The sequence below is a fragment of the Pedococcus bigeumensis genome (assembly GCF_039531795.1).
In the GTDB taxonomy this organism is placed as follows: Bacteria; Actinomycetota; Actinomycetes; order Actinomycetales; family Dermatophilaceae; genus Pedococcus; species Pedococcus bigeumensis.
In genome coordinates this window covers 1-19794 of the sequence record NZ_BAAAQS010000005.1, presented here as the reverse complement: position 1 = coordinate 19794, position 19794 = coordinate 1, and the positions used below count along the sequence as shown (strand labels likewise).

The 19794-nt window shown below is 71.3% G+C and carries 18 protein-coding genes; 13 read left to right on the top strand and 5 right to left on the bottom strand.

Annotation, left to right across the window (positions count from 1 at the left end):
• Positions 1–3: 3 nt before the first annotated feature.
• A complete protein-coding gene (locus ABD262_RS15800; protein WP_344138339.1) occupies positions 4–747 on the top strand; it encodes a 16S rRNA (uracil(1498)-N(3))-methyltransferase in 744 nt (247 codons plus the stop codon).
• A 7-nt stretch (positions 748–754) separates the two neighbouring features.
• On the opposite strand, the gene ABD262_RS15795 is transcribed toward ABD262_RS15800, so the two are convergent.
• The gene (locus tag ABD262_RS15795) at positions 755–1873 is read right to left on the bottom strand and encodes a Gmad2 immunoglobulin-like domain-containing protein (protein WP_344138337.1); all 1119 of its coding nucleotides are present in this window, start codon (positions 1871–1873) and stop codon (positions 755–757) included.
• The gene (locus tag ABD262_RS15790) at positions 1870–2421 is read right to left on the bottom strand and encodes a SigE family RNA polymerase sigma factor (RefSeq protein ID WP_344138335.1); all 552 of its coding nucleotides are present in this window, start codon (positions 2419–2421) and stop codon (positions 1870–1872) included. The genes ABD262_RS15795 and ABD262_RS15790 overlap by 4 nt, the downstream gene beginning before the upstream one ends.
• Positions 2422–2492: 71 nt before the next feature.
• Here ABD262_RS15790 and ABD262_RS15785 point away from each other — a divergent pair, with 71 nt between their 5' ends.
• From ABD262_RS15785 to ABD262_RS15755, 7 genes are all read left to right on the top strand, one after another.
• Positions 2493–2984: a histidine triad nucleotide-binding protein gene (locus tag ABD262_RS15785; RefSeq protein ID WP_344138333.1), complete on the top strand. Its 492-nt coding sequence runs from the start codon at positions 2493–2495 to the stop codon at positions 2982–2984.
• 24 nt (positions 2985–3008) lie between these two features.
• Positions 3009–4097, top strand: a complete 1089-nt coding sequence (locus ABD262_RS15780) for a PhoH family protein (protein ID WP_344138331.1) — start codon at positions 3009–3011, stop codon at positions 4095–4097.
• The gene (gene ybeY, locus ABD262_RS15775) at positions 4075–4542 is read left to right on the top strand and encodes an rRNA maturation RNase YbeY (protein WP_344138329.1); all 468 of its coding nucleotides are present in this window, start codon (positions 4075–4077) and stop codon (positions 4540–4542) included. The genes ABD262_RS15780 and ybeY overlap by 23 nt, the downstream gene beginning before the upstream one ends.
• 10 nt (positions 4543–4552) lie before the next feature.
• On the top strand, positions 4553–5887 hold the full coding sequence (locus tag ABD262_RS15770; RefSeq protein WP_344138327.1) for a hemolysin family protein: 1335 nt from the start codon (positions 4553–4555) through the stop codon (positions 5885–5887).
• Complete coding sequence (gene era / locus ABD262_RS15765; RefSeq protein WP_344138325.1) at positions 5884–6822, top strand: GTPase Era; 939 nt, start codon at positions 5884–5886, stop codon at positions 6820–6822. Before ABD262_RS15770 ends, era begins: the two co-directional genes overlap by 4 nt.
• A 318-nt stretch (positions 6823–7140) precedes the next feature.
• The gene (locus ABD262_RS15760) at positions 7141–8880 is read left to right on the top strand and encodes a BCCT family transporter (RefSeq protein ID WP_425564916.1); all 1740 of its coding nucleotides are present in this window, start codon (positions 7141–7143) and stop codon (positions 8878–8880) included.
• Between the two features lie 44 nt (positions 8881–8924).
• A complete protein-coding gene (locus tag ABD262_RS15755; protein WP_344138323.1) occupies positions 8925–9959 on the top strand; it encodes an aspartate-semialdehyde dehydrogenase in 1035 nt (344 codons plus the stop codon).
• 89 nt (positions 9960–10048) lie between these two features.
• Here the strand turns inward: ABD262_RS15755 and ABD262_RS15750 are convergent, their stop codons facing one another.
• Together ABD262_RS15750 and ABD262_RS15745 are read right to left on the bottom strand one after the other, a co-directional pair.
• Positions 10049–12007 carry an acyl-CoA dehydrogenase family protein gene (locus ABD262_RS15750; protein ID WP_344138321.1) on the bottom strand — a complete coding sequence of 653 codons (1959 nt, stop codon included), beginning with the start codon at positions 12005–12007 and terminating at the stop codon, positions 10049–10051.
• Between the two features lie 68 nt (positions 12008–12075).
• The gene (locus tag ABD262_RS15745) at positions 12076–12972 is read right to left on the bottom strand and encodes a GNAT family N-acetyltransferase (protein WP_344138319.1); all 897 of its coding nucleotides are present in this window, start codon (positions 12970–12972) and stop codon (positions 12076–12078) included.
• A gap of 135 nt (positions 12973–13107) precedes the next feature.
• On the opposite strand from ABD262_RS15745, the gene ABD262_RS15740 reads away from it, so the two are divergent.
• The 4 genes from ABD262_RS15740 to ABD262_RS15725 all read left to right on the top strand — a co-directional run bounded on the left by ABD262_RS15740 (position 13108) and on the right by ABD262_RS15725 (position 16755).
• Positions 13108–13719 carry an ArsR/SmtB family transcription factor gene (locus tag ABD262_RS15740; RefSeq protein ID WP_344138317.1) on the top strand — a complete coding sequence of 204 codons (612 nt, stop codon included), beginning with the start codon at positions 13108–13110 and terminating at the stop codon, positions 13717–13719.
• Positions 13716–15041, top strand: coding sequence for an MFS transporter (locus ABD262_RS15735; protein WP_344138315.1), 1326 nt, complete (start codon positions 13716–13718; stop codon positions 15039–15041). The genes ABD262_RS15740 and ABD262_RS15735 overlap by 4 nt, the downstream gene beginning before the upstream one ends.
• 161 nt (positions 15042–15202) lie before the next feature.
• On the top strand, positions 15203–15589 hold the full coding sequence (locus ABD262_RS15730) for a hypothetical protein (protein WP_344138313.1): 387 nt from the start codon (positions 15203–15205) through the stop codon (positions 15587–15589).
• Positions 15590–15735: 146 nt separating this feature from the next.
• Positions 15736–16755, top strand: coding sequence for a 1-aminocyclopropane-1-carboxylate deaminase (locus ABD262_RS15725; protein WP_344138311.1), 1020 nt, complete (start codon positions 15736–15738; stop codon positions 16753–16755).
• Positions 16756–16776: 21 nt separating this feature from the next.
• Here the strand turns inward: ABD262_RS15725 and ABD262_RS15720 are convergent, their stop codons facing one another.
• Positions 16777–17598 carry a hypothetical protein gene (locus tag ABD262_RS15720; RefSeq protein WP_344138309.1) on the bottom strand — a complete coding sequence of 274 codons (822 nt, stop codon included), beginning with the start codon at positions 17596–17598 and terminating at the stop codon, positions 16777–16779.
• A gap of 222 nt (positions 17599–17820) precedes the next feature.
• Here ABD262_RS15720 and leuA point away from each other — a divergent pair, with 222 nt between their 5' ends.
• On the top strand, positions 17821–19566 hold the full coding sequence (leuA, locus tag ABD262_RS15715) for a 2-isopropylmalate synthase (protein ID WP_344138307.1): 1746 nt from the start codon (positions 17821–17823) through the stop codon (positions 19564–19566).
• The last annotated feature ends 228 nt before the right edge of the window (positions 19567–19794 follow it).

The window sequence follows — 19794 nt, the reverse complement described above, 5'->3', positions numbered from 1 at the left end:
GTCGTGACGCTGCCCCTGTTCCTCGTCGACCCCACCGTCGTCGTCGGCGCCGCGGTGGGCGGCCGGGTCGTGCTCGACGGCCCGGAGGGGCGGCACGCGGCGACCGTCCGGCGGATCGGCGTCGGGGAGCAGGTCCTGCTCGCCGACGGAGCCGGGCTGCGGCTCACCTGCGCGGTGGTCGCCTCCGGCAAGGCCGAGCTGGAGCTCAGCGTGGTCGAGGTCGACCACGAGCCCGAGGCCCAGCCCCGCTTCGTCCTCGTGCAGGCGCTCGCGAAGGGCGACCGGGATGACCAGGCCATCGAGGCGGCGACGGAGTTCGGGGTCGACGAGGTCGTGCCGTGGCAGGCGTCCCGCAGCATCGTCCAGTGGCGCGGCGAGCGCGCCGACAGGGCCCGCCGCAAGTGGGAGTCCACCGTGGTGGCGGCCGCCAAGCAGTCGCGGCGCGCGCGCGTCCCGGTCGTCGCGGACCTGGTCACCATCAAGGCGCTCGCGGCCCGCGTCACCGGCGCCGCGGCGGCATACGTGCTCCACGAGGACGCCACCCGGAGCCTCGCCACCCAGGTGCTCCCGGCCACGGGGGACGTCCTGGTCGTGGTCGGCCCGGAGGGCGGGATCACGCCCGAGGAGGTCGCGGCGTTCGAGGCGGCCGGCGCCCTGACGGTGCGGCTGGGCGACACCGTGCTGCGGTCCTCGAGTGCCGGCCCGGCCGCCATCGCCGTGCTGAGCGCGGCCGGCCGCTGGCGCTGACCGTCGCTCAGCGCACCGTGAACGACACCGCCTTCTCCGCACTCACGGAGCCGTCCTGGGCGCTCAGCTCGCGCACCCGGATCGTGTAGTCGCCGGCGGCGAGCCTGCCGAGCGAGAAGGAGTACGCGCCCTGCATGGGCGCTCCGATGGATGCCGTGGCGTGACCGGTCGACACCTGCGTGGTGCCGCGGTCGAGCTGCCAGTTCACGGTGGCCTCGAAGACGATCGCCAGGCCCTTCACCACCACCGGCTTGGCCGCCGGCAGGACCTGGTCGCGGGTCGGGGCGGTGACCCAGATGGGCGCCACGTCCTCGTAGAGACGGTCCGACGGTGGGCGGGTGAAGTCCTGGTCCGTCGAGATCGACCCGAACAGCGTGGTCGACCCGTCGGCGACCCGGATCCGCACGGGAAGGCTCGTCTGGGATGCGGCCTGTGCGGTCCACACGATCTCCTGGACCGCGAGCCGCTGGGTCTCGGCGTCGAACCCGCCCGCGCCGGGCCCGCTGAGCTCCACCTCGATGGCCTCGGGTGTGACCGAGGCAGTCGTCACCCGCGTACCGCTCCAGGGCTGGAGGTAACCGTCGGTGTTGCTGAACGGCTGGGCGTTCATGGCCAGGCCGAGGGCTGCCTCGACCCGGTTGGCCGCACCCCCGCCGACCGGGATCGTCCCGCGCAGGAACTCGCGGAACAGCCTGTACTTGGTGGTGTCGCCCCCCACTGGTCCCACGAAGTAGACCGGGAGCGAGACCGCCTCGGTCGCGGAGGGAGCACTGGTGGTGGGCGAGCCGGTCGAGCCCGTGGTGGGGGCCGACGACGAGACGGAGGGGCCGTGGGTGGCGGGCGGCGTGACCGTGGACCCGTCGTCCTGGCCGGACCACCAGACGCCGCCGATGATGGCGGCCACGGCGGCTGCCGCGGCGAGTGGCAGCACCCAGTGGCGGGTGCCGGAGCCGCCCGTGGCGGTCACCGGACCGACCTCGCGGGCCTCGTGCAGGATCGTGTCGAGCCGGTTGGACGGCCGCACCTGCTCGGCGTCGCGCGCCAGCGCCTGACGCAGCCGTCGCTCGACCTGGTCGAACTCGCCCGGCTCGTAGTCGGGGTGCAGGAAGTCGGTGCGGTCGCTCATGACGTGGCCTCCATCCGGTCGCGCAGGGCCGCGAGACCGCGATGCGCATGGGCCTTGACCGAGCCCGGGGAGATGCCGAGGGCATCGGCGATCTCGGCCTCACTCAGGTCGAGGTAGTAGCGCATCGTCAGGACCTCTCTCTGGCGCTGGGGTAGTCGGCCCAGCGCGCCGATCATGGTGGTGGTGGTCTCGGACTGGAGGGCGCGGTCCTCGGCGCTGGCTTCGGTGTGCCGGGCGTATGCCGTGGGACCGCCCTGCTGCTCGCGGGTCAGGTAGCGCTCTTCGACGCCGCGGTGGCGCAGGCCGGAGCGGGCCCCGTTGACCACGGCACGGCGCAGGTAGGCGGCCGCAGCCTGGTGCTCGCGGAGGGTGTCCCAGCGGCGGTGCACCGCGATGAAGGCGTCCTGGACGACCTCCTCGGCAGCCAGGTCGTCACGCAGGAGCAGCCAGGCCAGTCGCACCAGCCCCGTCCAGTGCGCGGCATACAGCTCGGTGATGGCCTCGTCGGCACTCGGCCGCACCTCATCACCCCGGTCGCGCTCGGCCACGCTCAACAGTCTCACGCCACCTAGACGCGCAACCTCACCGGCCGGTTGACGCGCCGATACCCTCTTTCTCCATGACGGACACCGGCATGGACGACACCGGCCCGGGCGACGCGGGCACCAGCGACGCGGGTACCAGCGACGCGGGCACCAGCGACGCGGGCACCAGCGACGCGGACACCAGCGGCACGCCCCCGGGCGGCGCGACGACTCGGGCCGTCGACCCGGCCTGCCTGTTCTGCAAGATCGTGTCCGGTGACCTCCCGGCCGACGTGGTGCGGCAGGACGCTGCGACGGTGGCGTTCCGCGACCTCGAGCCCCAGGCGCCGACGCACGTGCTGGTCATCCCGCGCCACCACGTCGCCGACGTCGGGGGGCTCGCCCACGAGCGGCCGGATGACGCGGTGGCCCTCCTGGACGCGGTGCGGGACGTAGCCGAGCAGGAGGGCCTGGCCGACCGCGGCTACCGCTCGGTCTTCAACACCGGTGCGGAGGCGCACCAGACGGTGTTCCACGCGCACGTGCACGTGCTCGGTGGCCGGTCAATGACGTGGCCGCCCGGCTGAGGCGCACCGTAGACTGGACAGACCATGCCAGATCCTGAACATCCGACCACGCTGGGGGGCGCGCCCGAGGGTGCTCTCCCGGTGCCCATCCACACCGTCGAGATCCCGCCGCAGGTGCAGATGGTGACGCTCCTGGGGCCGCGCGACGAGCTCCTCCGCACCATGGAGCGAGCCTTCCCGCAGCTGGAGATCCACGTCCGCGGCAACGAGTTCCACCTGTCCGGCCCGAGCGCCGAGGTGGCCCTGGCCGAGCGCACGATCGACGAGCTGCTGCTGGTCATCGCCGGCGGCCAACCGCTGAACCGCGACGCAGTCGAGCGCTCGATCAGCATGCTGCGCGCGCAGACGACCGAACGTCCCGCCGACGTGCTGACGATGAACATCGTGAGCAACCGCGGTCGCACCATCCGGCCCAAGACGCTCAACCAGAAGCACTACGTCGACGCGATCGACGACCACACCATCGTCTTCGGGATCGGCCCGGCCGGCACCGGCAAGACCTACCTCGCGATGGCCAAGGCGGTCGCCGCACTGCAGGCCAAGCAGGTCAACCGGATCATCCTCACCCGCCCGGCCGTGGAGGCGGGGGAGCGGCTCGGCTTCCTGCCCGGCACCCTCAACGACAAGATCGACCCCTACCTGCGGCCGCTCTACGACGCGCTGCACGACATGGTCGACCCCGAGTCGATCCCGCGGCTGATGGCGGCCGGCACCATCGAGGTGGCGCCGCTGGCCTACATGCGCGGCCGCTCCCTCAACGACGCGTTCATCATCCTCGACGAGGCCCAGAACACCTCGCCCGAGCAGATGAAGATGTTCCTCACCCGGCTCGGGTTCGGCTCGAAGATGGTCGTCACCGGCGACATCACCCAAGTCGACCTGCCGGACGGCACCAGGTCGGGGCTGCGGGTGGTGCGCGACATCCTCGCCGACGTCGACGACATCCACTTCTCGGTGCTGACCCCGCAGGACGTCGTCCGGCACCGGCTCGTGGGCGCGATCGTCGACGCCTACGGCCGCTGGGACGACCACCAGGCGGGCGGTCCGCAGGTGCGGCCGCACGTCTCCGGCGCGGAAGGACGAGGGCCGCGTGAGCGTCGACGTTCTCAATGAGACCGACTACCAGCTCGACGAGCTCGAGCTGGTGGCGCTGAGCCGCTACGTCATGGGCGAGATGCGGGTCCACCCCGGGGCGGACCTCTGCCTGCGGCTGGTCGACGAGGCGGCCATGGAGGTGCTCCACGTGCAGTGGATGGACCTGCCCGGCCCGACCGACGTGATGAGCTTCCCGATGGACGAGCTGCGGCCGGGTCGCGAGGGCGAGGAGCCCGAGGAGGGCGTCCTCGGCGACATCGTGCTGTGCCCCTCCGTGGCAGCCAGGCAGGCCTCCGAGGCCGGTCACGCGACCGAGGAGGAGCTCCTGCTGCTGACCACGCACGGGATCCTGCACCTGCTCGGGTACGACCACGCGGAACCCGAGGAGGAGCGCGAGATGTTCGAGCTCCAGCGTCAGCTGCTGCTGACCTTCCTGGCGGGACGCGGGCGTCCCGCCACCTGATGGTGTCGTCATGACCGGACTCGTCTTCGCCGCCCTCGTCAGTGTCGGGACCGCGTTCCTGCTCTCCGCCGCCGAGGCCGCGCTCTGGCGGATGTCGCGGGTGCGCGCCCAGGAGCTGCTCGAGGAGCGGCGCCCCGGCGCGAAGGCGCTGTCGCGGATCGTCGCCGACAGCGCGGCATACCTGTCGGTGACGGCGTTCCTGCGCGTCGTCGCCGAGTCGACCACCGCCGTCCTGATCACGCTCGGGACCATCGACCTGGTCGACGGCTTCTGGAAGCGCCTGCTGATCGCGATCGGCATGATGGCGCTCGTCTCCTTCGTCGTCGTGGGCGTGTCTCCGCGCACCCTGGGCCGCCAGCACTCCGACTCCGTCGCCCTCCTGGCCTCCCCGCTCATCGTCGGGCTGCGCACCTTCCTCGGCCCCGTCGCCCGGGTCCTGATCGCACTCGGCAACGCGGTGACCCCCGGCCGGGGCTACCGCGACGGCCCGTTCCAGAGCGAGTCAGAGCTGCGTGACCTGGTCGACCTCGCGGGCGAGAGCTCGGTGATCGAGGCCGGCGAGCGCGAGATGATCCACTCGGTCTTCGAGCTCGGTGACACCGTGGCGCGTGAGGTGATGGTGCCCCGCACCGACATGGTGACCATCGACAGCGAGAAGTCGCTGCGGTCGGCGATGTCGCTGTTCCTGCGGTCCGGCTTCTCCCGCATCCCGGTGGTCGGTGACGGCTCCGACGACATCCTGGGGCTGCTCTACTTCAAGGACGTCGTGCGGCGGGTCAATGCCGACCACGAGGCAGGCACGCTCCCGGTCACCGCGCAGATGCGCCCCATGCACTACGTGCCGGAGAGCAAGCCGGTCGACGACCTCCTGCGCGAGATGCAGCGCGACCAGAGCCACTTCGCCGTGGTCGTCGACGAGTACGGCGGCACCGCCGGGCTGGTGACGATCGAGGACATCATCGAGGAGATCGTCGGCGAGATCGCCGACGAGTACGACCGCGAGGCGCCCGGGGTCGAGGACCTCGGTGACGGCACCTACCGCGTCCCTGCGACGATGGACATCGACGACCTCGCCGACCTGTTCGACGTCGACATCGAGGAGGAGGAGGTCGACACCGTCGGCGGACTCATCGGCAAGTCGATCGGCCGGGTGCCCATCGTCGGGTCCAGGTGCGAGGTCGCGGGGCTCTCGCTGACCGCCGAGCGGATGGCGGGGCGGCGCCACCGCATCGCCAGCGTCATCGTCGAGCGCGTCGCCGCAGCACACCCGGATGGCGGCCCCGCGGTGTCCGACGAGGGCCTCGAGCGCACTACGGTGGAGCCCGAGCGCGAGGGAGTGTCATGACTACGAGTGGTTCGGGTCCGTCCGACGGCTACGTCGCCGGCTTCGCCTGCCTGGTCGGTCGGCCCAACGCCGGGAAGTCCACGCTGACCAACGCCCTCGTGGGGCACAAGGTCGCGATCACCTCCTCGAAGCCGCAGACCACGCGGCACACCATCCGGGGCATCGTCACGACGCCGACCTCCCAGCTGGTGCTCGTCGACACTCCCGGGCTGCACAAGCCACGGACCCTGCTCGGTGAGCGGCTCAACGACGTCGTGCGCGAGACGCTGCTCGAGGTCGACGTCATCGGGTTCTGCCTGCCGGCGGACCAGCGGATCGGTCCCGGTGACGGGTTCATCGCGCGGGAGCTCAAGGAGATCCAGCAGGACCGCCGTCGACCCGTCGTCGCGATCGCGACCAAGATCGACACCGTCGACCGCCAACGGCTGGCCGAGCACCTGATCGCCATCGACCAGCTCGGCAACTGGGACGCGATCGTGCCCTGCTCGGCGGTCGACGGCCGCCAGGTGCAGGACGTCGCCAAGGTCCTGGCGACCTACCTCCCGAAGTCACCCGGGCCGCTCTACCCCGAGGGACAGCTGACCGACGAGCCCGATGTCGTCATGATCGCCGAGCTGGTGCGCGAAGCAGCCCTCGAAGGGGTGCGCGACGAGCTGCCCCACTCACTCGCGGTGGTGGTGGAGGAGATGGTGCAGCGCCCCGATCGTCCCGAGGACAAGCCACTGCTCGACATCCGCGTCAACGTCTTCGTGGAGCGCTCCTCCCAGAAGGCGATCATCATCGGACGCGGCGGGTCGAGGCTCCGCGAGGTCGGCACGAACGCCCGCATCGGCATCGAGAAGCTGCTCGGCCAGAAGGTCTACCTCGACCTGCACGTGAAGATCGCGAAGGACTGGCAACGCGACCCCAAGCAGCTCCAGCGCTTGGGATTCTGACCCTTCGACGGCTGGGCTCGGCCCTGTGTGGCGAGGCTCACGGCATACCTTGATCCGTTGCGGGACAACGGATTTGGCGACTTCGTTCGCGACCTGCTCCGTCGCGACTTGAGATCATGGCGCGTTCTCGACAGGGTTGGCGGTCGGCCGTATAGGTATTGAGCTGCAACGGTTTTGACCTGCACTGACGTGATACGCAACTGACGAGAACGAAGGAGCGGCGCCCGCACGCGCCAACCACACCCTGTGAGCACACTGACGAACACCGGCCCCACGGCACCCGCCGAGGCCTCGGGCGAGCACGACGCCCTCCAGCACCTGCCCGACAACCAGCACCCTGCGCTCGACCCCGTCGTGGTCGAACACCGGGCCGACGAACCGCAGAAGGTCGACACCATCGTCTTCGGTGTCACCGCTGCCATCGCGGTGGCCTTCGTGCTCTGGGGCTTCCTCAGCACCGACACCCTCAGCTCGGCGTCGGGCGCCGGCCTCGGCTGGGTGGTGCACAACATGGGGTGGCTCTTCTCCCTGGTGGCGTCGGGCTGCGTGTTCTTCGTCATCTGGCTCGCGGCCGGCAAGTACGGACGCATCCCGCTGGGCCGTGACGACGAGCAGCCGGAGTTCAACACGGTCTCCTGGATCGCCATGATGTTCTCGGCCGGCATGGGGATCGGCCTGATGTTCTACGGCGTCTCCGAGCCGCTCTCGCACTTCGTGACGCCGCCGCCCGGCACCGGCGCGGCAGGCAACCCGGAGGCCGTCCAGAACGCCATGGCCACCACCTTGTTCCACTGGACCCTGCACCCGTGGGCGATCTACGCGGTCGTCGGGCTGGCCATCGCCTACGGCGTCTTCCGCAAGGGCCGCTCCCTGCTCATCAGCTCGGCCTTCGCGCCGCTGCTCGGTGAGCGGCGCGCCGCCGGGCCGGCCGGACGCGTCATCGACATGCTCGCCATCTTCGCCACCCTGTTCGGGTCGGCCGCCTCGCTCGGCCTCGGCGCGCTGCAGATCGGCTCCGGGTTCGAGATCGTCGCCGGCGTCGGCAAGGCGGGCAACATGCTGCTCGTCGCGATCATCGCCGTGCTGACGGTCTGCTTCATCCTCTCGGCCGTCTCCGGGGTCGCCAAGGGCATCCAGTGGCTGTCGAACATCAACATGGTGCTGGCCCTCGCGCTGGCGGTCTTCGTCTTCGTCGTCGGCCCGACCGTGTTCATCCTCAACCTCGTCCCGACCGCCGTGGGCTCCTACTTCCAGGACCTCGCGATGATGTCGGCCCGCACGGACGCCGCAGGTGGCGACGCCATGAAGGAGTGGCTGTCCGGCTGGACGATCTTCTACTGGGCCTGGTGGGTCAGCTGGACGCCGTTCGTCGGCATGTTCATCGCCCGCATCTCCCGTGGTCGCACCATCCGCCAGTTCGTCACCGGGGTGCTGCTGGTGCCGAGCGTCGTGTCCCTCGTGTGGTTCGCCATCTTCGGTGGGGCCGGCATCCAGCTGCAGCGCACCGGCACCGACGTCGCCGGCGCAGGGTCCTCCGAGGGCACCCTCTTCGCGATGCTCTCGCATATGCCGCTGTCGACCGTCACCTCTGTCGTGGTGATGCTGCTGGTCGCGATCTTCTTCGTGTCCGGTGCCGACGCCGCGTCGATCGTCATGGGCACCCTCTCCGAGCGCGGGACCCTCGCCCCGAGCCGCAAGACCGTCGTCTTCTGGGGCGCGGCCACGGGTGCCGTCGCCGCGGTGATGCTCCTCGTGGGCGGTGAGGACGCGCTGTCAGGGCTGCAGAACATCACCATCGTGGCGGCGCTGCCGTTCCTCGTCGTGATGGTCGGGCTCGCGATCGCGCTGGTCAAGGACCTCAGCAACGACCCGATGATCGTCCGTGGCGCCTACGCCGTGGCAGCCGTCGAGCAGGCCGTCGTCGCGGGTGTGACCGAGCACGGCGACGACTTCACGCTGACCTTCGAGGAGTCCGCTCCCGGCGAGGGCGTGGGCGAACTGGTGGGTGCGACCCCCGCTGATCCTGCCCCTGAGCGCGCAGGTTCCGCCACATCGTGAGCCGCTGAGCCGGCGCACGTCCGGGCCGACCTATCCTTGGTCCCATGAGAATTGGTGTCTTCGGGGCCACCGGGCAGGTCGGCTCGGTCATGCGCGCACTCCTCGCCGAGCGGGGCTTCCCGGTCGACGAGATCCGCTACTTCGCGTCGGCGCGGTCCGCCGGCACGACGCTGCCGTGGGCCGGTGGCGAGGTCACCGTCGAGGACTCGGCCACGGCTGACTTCGCCGGCCTCGACATCGCGCTGTTCTCCAACGGGGGAGCGGCGTCGAAGGAGCTGGCTCCCAAGGTCGCGGCCGCCGGTGCGGTCGTCGTGGACAACTCGTCGGCGTGGCGCAAGGACCCCGACGTGCCGCTCGTCGTCAGCGAGGTCAACGCCGACGACCTCGACACCATCCCCAAGGGCATCGTTGCCAACCCCAACTGCACGACCATGGCCGCGATGCCGGTCCTGAAGCCGCTGCACGACGAGGCCGGGCTGGTGCGCCTCACGGTCGCGTCCTACCAGGCGGTGTCCGGCTCAGGCGGCAAGGGCGTCCAGGAGCTCGACGGCCAGCTGCGCGGTGGGTATGCCGCGGGCGAGCCTGCCGAGCTCGCGCTCGACGGGCGGGCGGTCGAGATCCCGGCCCCCACCGTCTACGCCGTGCCGGTGGGCTTCAACGTCATCCCGCTCGCGGGGTCCATCGTCGACGACGGCTCGCTCGAGACCGACGAGGAGCAGAAGCTCCGCAACGAGTCGCGCAAGATCCTGCACATCCCCGACCTGCTCGTGTCGGGCACCTGCGTCCGCGTGCCGGTCTTCACGGGTCACTCGCTGGCCATCCACGCCGAGTTCGCCGACGACATCACGCCGGAGCGCGCCCTCGAGCTGCTGGCCAAGGCGCCGGGGGTCGTGGTGGCCGAGGTGCCCAACCCGCTCGACGCCGCCGGTCGCGACGAGGTCTACGTCGGTCGGGTGCGGGTCGACCAGTCCGCCCCCGCGGGCAAGGGCCTGGTGCTCTTCGTGGTGGGCGACAACCTGCGCAAGGGTGCGGCGCTCAACGCGGTCCAGATCGCCGAGGAGCTGCTGAAGCGCCGCTAGGCACCGTTGTTCGGAGGATCGACCGGGTCAGGACCGGGTGGATCCTCCGAAGACCGGCGAGCTGCCCGAAGACCGGCCAGCCGCCGGGCTCAGCGGACCGCGCGCCAGACCGACTCGGACTCGCTGGCGCCGGGGGACCACGGGGCGATCCACGGCCCGGTGCCCTCGCTCTGGTCGAGGACCCCTTCCTCCAGCCAGGTGTACTCGCCGGCCAGCACACCCTTGGCGAGCCGCAGGTCCGCATCGTCGCTGTTGGACCAGAGGTCGGTGAACAGCCGCTCCACGCGCAGCCGGCTCTGTCGGCAGAACACGTCGGCGAGCTGGTAGGCGGAGCGGCCGCGCGCCTCGTCGTCGGTGCGGAGCATCTCGGCGCGGCTGCAGGCCGCGGCGATGGCGAACAGCTCGGCGCCGATGTCGACGACCCGCCCCAGGAACGCCTGCCGGTACTCCATCCGCGCCTGCCAGCGCGACATGCCGTAGAAGGTCTGCCGCGCGAGCTTGCGACTGGACCGCTCCACGAACCGCAGGTGGGGGGCCAAGGCGCCGAACTCGGCATACGAGGTCGGGGCGGCACCCTTGCCGACGACGAGCTGGGGGAGCCACTTGGCGTAGAAGCCGCTGGCGCCGGCCGCGGCGCGCGCCTTGTCCTCGAGCGAGGCGTCCTTCTCCGCCAGGGCGCCCGCTGCCTTGAGGTGGGCGTCGACCGCCTCGCGGGCGATCAGCAGGTGCATGATCTCGGTCGAGCCCTCGAAGATCCGGTTGATCCGCAGGTCGCGCAGCATCTGCTCGGCCGGGACGGCGCGCTCGCCGCGCGCCCGGAGCGACGCCGCCGTCTCGTAGCCGCGCCCGCCCCGCACCTGGACCAGCTCGTCGGCGATCTGCCACGCCATCTCCGACGACCAGAGCTTGGCCAGCGCCGCCTCGATCCGGATGTCCTTGCTCCCGGCGTCGGCGAGCTGGGCCGACAGCTCGAGCACCGACTCCAGGCCGTAGGTCGTCGCCGCGATGAAGGCGAGCTTCTCGGCCACGGCGCCGTGCTCGCCGACCGGGCGACCCCACTGCACGCGCTCGGCCGACCACTCGCGCGAGATCTTCAGGGCCCACTTGCCGGCGGCGGCGCACATGGCCGGGATGGACAGCCGGCCGGCGTTCAGGGTGGTCAGCGCGATCTTGAGCCCGTCGCCCTCGTTGCCGAGGCGGTTCTCGGCCGGCACCCGCACCTGGTGGAACCGCGTCAGGCCGTTCTCGATCCCCTTCAGCCCCATGAAGGAGTTGCGTCGCTCGACGGTGATGCCCTCTGCCGTGCCCTCCACGACGAACGCGGTGATCCCGCCCTTCTGTGGGTGGTCACCGTGCCCGTCGTGCGCGGGCACGCGGGCCATCACCACCAGCAGCTCGGCGACCACGCCGTTGGTGGTCCACAGCTTCACCCCGTCGAGCAGGTATGCCGTGCCGTCCTCGGTGGGGGTCGCGGTGCTGCCCATCCGGGCCGGGTCCGAGCCGACGTCGGGCTCGGTCAGGAGGAACGCCGAGATCGCGCCGGCGGCGCAGCGGGGGAGGAAGGCCTGCTTCTGCTGCGCGGTGCCGACGAGCTTCACCGGCTCGGGCACGCCGATCGACTGGTGTGCCGACAGGAGGGCGCCGAGGCTCGGGTGGGCCGAGCCCACCAGCATCAGGGCCTGGCCGTAGGCGGACATCGTGAGGCCGAGCCCGCCGTACTCGCGGGGGATCTTCATCCCGAAGGCACCGATGTCCGCGAGCCGCGCCAGCACGTCGTCGGGGATCAGCGCGTCCCGCTCGATCTGGGCGCCGTCGATGCCCTCGCACACCTCGCGCAACCGCACGAGGAACTCCTCCCCACGGGCCTGGTCCTCGGGCGTGGCCCGGGGGTGTGGGTGCACGAGGTCGAGGTCGAAGTGCCCCAGGTAGAGCCCCTTGGCGAAGCTCGGACGACTCCAGTCGGCCTCGCGGGCTGCCTCGGCGACGGCTCGCGACTCGCGTTCGGTCGCGTCGACGGTCGGTCGGTCCTGCTCGACGTCACTGCTCATGGCACCGCCTCCTGACCTCACGCTACGCCCGAGTAGCCGGGGCGACCACCGGCTCGGGGCCGCAGGCCTCAGAGGTCGGTCATCCAGTGCCGCCAGGTCTGCGTGACCTGCATGCCGACGTGCTCGTAGAGCCCGAGGGCGCCGGTGCGGGAGTCGGTGGAGAGCTCGCTCACCGTGGCGCCGTGGGCCTTCGCGCGCTCGAAGGCGTCGACCAGCAGTGCCCTGGCCAGTCCCAGCCCGCGCTGGTCGTTGCGCACCGCGATGGCGTCGACGTAGCCGGTGGTGCCGGCGAGGATCGTGTAGCAGACCCCGACCTCGGTGCCCTGCGGGTCGACGACGAACCGGATCTGCCACGGCTCGAACCCGGGCCGCAGCGGACCCCGGGGTGCCCAGTCCTCGAAGGTCGAGGGGTCGCGGTCCGGCCACTCGTTGAAGGCGTCCTCGATCAGCTGGAAGGCGACCCGGCCGTCGGCGGCACCGGCGAACTCGCGCAGCGTGTAGCCCTCGGGCAGCGGCTGTGGCTCGATCGGCCGGTCGGCCGGGACCTGCAGCACCCACGAGGTCCACCCCGGGCGGTAGCCCCGCGCCCGGAAGAACGCCTCGGGGCCGGTGTCGCCCGGCACGGTCTGCCCGACGAGCTTCGAGCCACGCCGGCGGGCGCAGTCCTCGAGCCAGTCCGCGAGCCAGGTGCCGATGCCGCGTCCTCGGTAGTCGGGGTGCACCGAGGCGTCGGCGCGCCGGCCCTTGAAGACCTCGCCGGAGGCCACCAGCCGGCCGCCGTCCCAGACGCCGATGCTCTCGGTCGCCAGGTCGAAGCTGCCGCGGGCCCAGTCGCCTTCGACGTCCTCGACCTCGATGGCGGCCTCGCCCACGTCGTGGGTCTCCGCGGCCGCGACGATCTCGAACACGGCCTGCGCGTCGGGCGGGGACAGGGGACGGGCCTCGAGCCCGGCGGGAAGATCCATGGGCGAAAGCGTGCCCGTGGCGGCGCGTGGACGCACGCGGTTTTCGGGCTGACACTGGGTGAATATTGTGAGTGAGTCCTCTCACAATATTCACCGGTGGGTGCCTCACCATGGTCAGCACAGTCTGGAGCGGTCGTGTCCGAGCAGCGCGGTGACAACGAGCAGCGCGGTGGCAACCCGTACGGCGACGTCGAGCTCACCCCCCGGGGGATGCGGGCGCTGGCCCACCCCGTCCGGCTGGCGATCCTCAGCCGTCTGCAGGTCGATGGCCCCAGCACGGCCACCGCGCTCGCCCCCCACGTCGGCGCCACGCCGTCGGTGACGAGCTGGCACCTGCGTCACCTGGCCGAGCACGGGTTGGTGCGGGACGCCGAGGTCGAGTCGGACCGGCGGCAACGGTGGTGGGAGGCGGTCGGGCGCGGGTTCCGCTTCACCCCGACCTCCGACGACGCCGGCCGCGACGCCGGCACGCTGCTGTCCCGCGTCATGTTCGAGCAGGCCGAGGGTCTGCCGGGCCGCTGGGTGAGGGACGTCGAGCCGCTGCTCGAAGACGAGTGGCGTCGGTCCGCGGGCCTGTCCAACACCACCTTCGTCGTCACCGCCGACGAGCTCGCCGAGGTCGAGGCGGCGATCGAGCAGGTGTTGGCCCCCTACGTCCTGCGCAAGGCGCACCGCGAGAGCGTGCCCGACGCGCGCAACGTGCGGATGCTGCGCTACCTGCTGCCCGAGGCAGAGGTGCCGGCATGAGCGAGGCAGCGGCGTCTGCCGTTGCACCGGCCAAGGCGCCCCTGTGGCGGGACCGACGGTTCGCCACGTACTGGGTGGGACAGGGGGTGTCGCAGTTCGGCGACCGGATCACCGAGCTGGCACTGCCGCTGATCGCGGTCACCGCCCTGCACGCCAGCGCCCCCACGGTGGGCCTGCTGACGGCCGCGGTGTGGGCCCCGAACCTGTTGTCGCTGTTCGTGGGCACGTGGGTCGACCACCAGGTGCGCAAGCGCCGGCTGCTCATCGTGGCCGACCTGCTGCGGTGCGTGGTGCTGCTGTCCCTGCCCGTCGCCCACCTCCTCGGGGCGATCACGATGGGTCAGCTCTTCGTGGTGGCGCTGCTCGCGGGAGCCGGTCAGGTGCTCTACCAGACGTCGTACCCCAGCTTCTTCGTCGCGCTGGTCCGGCGCGACCAGTTCGTCGAGGCCAACAGCCTGCTCAGCGGCACCCGGTCGGCCTCGTTCGTGGCGGGTCCGGCGGTGGCCGGTGGACTGATCCAGGCGGTGACGGCCCCGGTCGCCATGCTGGTCGATGCGGTCACCTTCGCCGTGTCGGCGCTGCTCATCGCCCGGGTGCGGGTGCCCGAGCTGCCGATCGACACCTCGAACGAGGCCGGTCTGCTCCGGCGGGCGCGCGACGGCATGGGCCTGGTCCTGAGGGACCGCTACCTGCGGGCCTCGCTCGCGTGCGCCACGACCATCAACCTGTTCAACCTGATGGCCGGCGCGCTCCTCATCCTCTTCGCCAGCCGCGAGCTGGACCTGTCGGCCGGGGTCATCGGTCTCGCCCTCGGCATCGGTGCGACCGGTGGTCTGCTGGGCACGGTGCTGGCTGGCCCGCTGGCACGTCGCATCGGCCTCGGTCGCACCATCGCGGTCGGCGCGGTGGTGTTCTCGGCTCCCTTCGCGCTGCTGCCCCTGGCGGGCGGTCCGACCTGGTCGAGGGCCGGGGTGCTGGCCCTGGTGGAGTTCATCTCCGCGCTGGGCGTCATGTGCCTCGACATCCCGCTCAACGCCCTGATGACCGCGGTGACGCCGGACGGCGTGCGAAGTCGTGTGACGGGGGCGTTCTCGACGGTCAACTACGGCATCCGTCCGCTCGGGGCGGTGCTCGGCGGGCTGGTCGGGGAGTGGATCGGGCTGGCCCCGACCATGGTGGTCGCCGCGATCGGTGGCTCGCTGTCGGTGCTGTTCCTCCTGTGGTCCCCGGTCTTCACGACGGCCTCCATCGAGGAGCTCGACCCCGGGCGGCGCGCGCTCGGTCCTGACGAGCCGACCCAGCCCACCGCAGCGGACCTTTGACCCTGTCGGCGCTCCACCCGTGCCGCTTGTCTGGAGGAGGCAGGGCGAATGGTTGAGGAGGTGCGCAGATGGTGAGGTCGCCGAGTCCCGGCCCCCAGCTGGCGAGGCCGGTCAGACGGCGTGCGGACCGCCAGTCCGCTGCCGCGCGACGTGCCGGCTTCGTGATCGGGTCCGTGGTCAACGCCGTGCTGCTCTTCCTGGTCAACGTGCGACCGGGGTGGGAGTCGGTGCCCTTCCTCACCGCCGACACCTCCCTCGTCCTCGGGCTGGTCAACGCCACCCTCGTGGTGGCCCTGCTGTCCGGCCTGCTGTGCGCGGCGGCGGTGGACGCCCCGCGGGTCCGGGCGCTGACCGACCTCGCCCAGAACGCGGTCGGGCTCGCGGCGCTCGTGCGGATCTGGCAGGTGTTTCCCTTCGCCTTCGACGGTGACGGTGTCGACTGGGCGCTCGTGGTCAGGTGGGTGCTCGGCATCGGGATGTTCGGCTCGGTCATCGGCATGGTCAGCGCCGTGGTGCGGCTGGCGCTCAGGCGCGACCGCGCGCGCTGAGCGACGTGCGGGTGGCGGGTGCCGTCGACGGCTCGACGGCTCGGCGGCTGGACATCGGCTCGCCCGCCGTGGCCGGGTGGGAGACGCTGGTGACCCCGCTTCAGCCGGCCGGCCACGTCACCTCGCACGCACGCCAAGGAGTCCCCATGTCGATCCACGACTTCGAGCGCTACCCGCTCACGTTCGGCCCCAGCCCGGTGCACCGCCTGAGACGGCTCACCGAGCACCTCGGTGGCGCGCGGGTCTGGGCCAAGCGCGAGGACTGCAACAGCGGTCTGGCCTTTGGTGGCAACAAGACCCGCAAGCTCGAGTACATCGTCCCGGATGTGCTCGCGCAGGGCGCCGACACCCTGGTGTCGATCGGCGGGTACCAGTCCAACCACACCCGGCAGGTGGCAGCCGTCGCCGCCCACCTCGGCCTCAGGTGCCGCCTGGTGCAGGAGAAGTGGGTCGACTGGGACGACCCGGTCAACGACAGGGTCGGCAACATCCTGCTGTCGCGCATCATGGGGGCAGATGCGCGGCTCGACCCGCACGGCTTCGACATCGGCATCCGCTCCTCCTGGGAGGACGCCCTGCGTGAGGTCGAGGAGTCCGGCGGCAAGCCCTACGGGATCCCGGCCGGCGCCTCAGAGCACCGCCTGGGAGGGCTGGGGTTCGCGAACTGGGCCTACGAGGTCGCCGCGCAGGAGGAGGAGCTGGGCGTCTTCTTCGACACGATCGTGGTGTGCACCGTGACCGGGTCGACGCACGCCGGCATGGTCGCCGGGTTCGCGGCGCTCGAGGACGCCGGTGGTCGCCCGCGACGGGTCCTCGGCATCGACGCCTCGGCCACCATCGACAAGACGCGCGACCAGGTCCGGCGGATCGCCCAGCACACGGCCGACCTCATCGGGCTCGGTCGACCCCTGCGCGACGACGAGGTCACCGTGCTGGAGGGCTGGGCCGGCGACCTCTACGGCATCCCCGGCGACTCCACCGTCGAGGCGATCCGGCTGAGCGGCCGGCTCGAGGGCATGATCATCGACCCCGTCTACGAGGGGAAGTCGATGGCCGGTCTCGTCGACCTGGTGACCTCCGGCGAGATCGCCAAGGACTCGACGGTCCTCTACGCCCACCTCGGCGGCCAACCCGCCCTCAACGCCTACTCGGGGATCTTCGACTGAGGCCGGGTGCCCGGGACGCGCTCAGGGGCCCGCCCCGGGCAGACGACCCGGGGTGGCGAAGTCCCACCCGCACCCGGTGAGGGCGTCGCGCAGGAAGCGCAGGGCGATCGGACCCACCCCGTGCAGGGCTGCCAGGCTTTCCTCGCTGCGGTCCCGCACCTGCTCGAGCGTCCAGATCCCCTCGGCCCGCAACGCTCGTGTCGCAGGGGCGCCGATGCGGGGCAGCGGCGTGCCAGCGGGGGCCGGGGGGCGGTCCTGCCGGGGAGCGCCCGACTCGGCGTCGACGACCGCGGCCCCGCGAGGGGACAGCCGGTAGCCGATGTCGAGCGACTCGGTGAGCCCGAGCTCCTTGAGCTTGCGGACGTCGCGCTTGAAGCTGGGGGTGTCGCGGCCCAGCTCGGCGGCGAGCTCCGGGGCACGCACCGTGGGAGAGCGGTCGATGATCGCCAGGGTCACCCTCGTCCAGGGCCCGATGGCCGACGCGCGGTCGAGCCGGTCCAGGCGCTCGCGGATCGTCGACACCTCGTCGGCGTCCGGGACCGTGGCGCGCAGCTCCTCCCTCGGGTCGGCGCCAGCGTGGCGCAGGCCCACTCGCCAGACCGGGCGGTCGGCCTTGGCCTCCAGCATCCGGCGCAGCTCCGCGACGGACTTCGCGCCCGCTCGCCGGGCCTCCTCGGCGGTGATGCGCGAGGGGGCCACCTGGTCGACGGACGTCACCTCCAGCAGCCCGACCCTCGTGCGCAGCCGGGTGCCGACGACGACCCGTGGACGGTCCCAGCGGCGGAAGGCGAGGTCGACGTCGCCCGCCTTGATGGCCGCGAGCGTGTCCGGTCGGATCATCATGGCGGCAACCTACCTGCCCGCCGTCCGGATGGTGGGCGACCGGGTTGGGACGTTGGACGTATGCCGGTCACGCGGCATACCCTCGACTCGTGCGTTCACTGCGCCTCCTCCTTCGCCGCCGCGGCGGGGCCTGACCGATCAGCCGCCCCTCGTCGCGGAGTTCGCGTTGCCGGCTGAGACCCTGAGTACGGCCAACTGCAGCGAATCGTGAGGCGAGAGAACATGATCCACCCCCAGCAGCCGTCGGGCATGCCGGTCGAGAAGTACGTCCCCTTCCAGGACCAGATCCCCTTCGCACTGCCCGACCGCACCTGGCCCACCCGGGTCATCGACAAGGCGCCGCGCTGGTGCGCCGTCGACCTCCGCGACGGCAACCAGGCGCTGATCGACCCGATGAGCCCGGACCGCAAGAAGCGGATGTTCGAGCTCCTCGTGCGGATGGGCTACAAGGAGATCGAGGTCGGCTTCCCGTCGGCGAGCCAGACCGACTTCGACTTCGTGCGCATGCTCATCGAGGACGACATGATCCCCGACGACGTCACGATCCAGGTGCTGACCCAGTGTCGCGACCACCTCGTCGAGCGCACCTTCGACTCGATCCGCGGCGCCAAGCAGGCCATCGTGCACTTCTACAACTCCACCTCGATCCTGCAGCGCCGGGTGGTCTTCGGGCTCGACCAGGACGGCATCGTCGACATCGCCCTGCAGGCCGCCCGCCTGTGCCGCAAGCTCGAGGAGACCATCCCCGACACGACCGTCTACTACGAGTACAGCCCGGAGTCGTACACCGGCACCGAGCTCGAGTTCGCGGTGCGGATCTGCAACGAGGTGGCCGACGTCATCGACCCGACCCCCGACCACAAGATGATCATCAACCTGCCGGCCACGGTCGAGATGGCGACCCCGAACGTCTACGCCGACTCGATCGAGTGGATGGTCAGGCACCTCGAGCGGCGCGAGTCGATCGTCGTGAGCCTGCACCCGCACAACGACCGGGGGACCGGGGTGGCGGCGGCGGAGCTGGGCTACCTGGCCGGCGCCGACCGCATCGAGGGCTGCCTGTTCGGCAACGGCGAGCGCACCGGCAACGTCGACCTGGTCACGCTCGGCATGAACCTCTTCAGCCAGGGCATCGACCCGCAGATCGACTTCTCCGACCTCGACGAGATCCGGCGCACGGTCGAGCACTGCAACCAGCTCCCGGTGGGGGAGCGCCACCCGTGGGGCGGCGACCTCGTCTTCACCGCGTTCTCCGGCTCGCACCAGGACGCGATCAAGAAGGGCTTCGAGGACATGGAGCGGCAGGTGGCCGCCACCGGCAAGTCCATCAACCAGCTCGTCTGGGGCGTGCCCTACCTCCCGATCGACCCGCACGACGTGGGCCGGTCCTACGAGGCCGTGGTGCGCGTGAACAGCCAGTCCGGCAAGGGCGGTGTCGCCTACCTGCTCAAGGCGGAGCACCAGCTCGACCTGCCGCGCCGGCTCCAGATCGAGTTCAGCGGCGTCGTCCAGGCCAAGACCGACAGCGAGGGCGGCGAGGTCAGCGCCGCCGAGCTGTGGTCGATCTTCCAGGACGAGTACCTGCCGGCGGTCGACGGTGCGGTCAACACGTGGGGCCGGTTCACGCCGATCAGCCACTCGCTCCTCAGCGAGCAGGGCGGCGTCGACCGGATCAGCGCGACGATGCTCGACCGCGGCGTCGAGGTCACCATCGAGGGCACGGGCAACGGACCCATCGCGGCGTTCATCGACGCCATGTCCACCCTCGGGGTGGACGTCCGGGTCCTCGACTACGCCGAGCACGCCCTGTCCGCCGGCGGCGACGCGAAGGCTGCGGCCTACGTCGAGTGCGCCGTGGGCGACCGCGTCCTGTGGGGCGTCGGGCTGCACTCCTCGATCGTCAAGGCGTCCCTCACGGCCGTCCTGTCCGCCGTCAACCGCGCGGAGCGGATGGCACCGGCCGAGTGAGCCGAGGTGTGCCGCGTTGGCTCGACCACGCGGCAACACCTCGCCTTGGTGTGTCGGGCGATCTTGGTGTGCGGGTCGATCTCGATCTGGCAGCACCGCGCGTCTATGTCCGTCGTTGGATGGTGACGCGTTTGCGTCCGCCGGCCTCCCGGGTGATCCGGTGGTGGAACCCCGGGTGGTGGATGCGCCGGTGGTGGAACCCGCACAACGGAACTGCCTGGTCGAGGT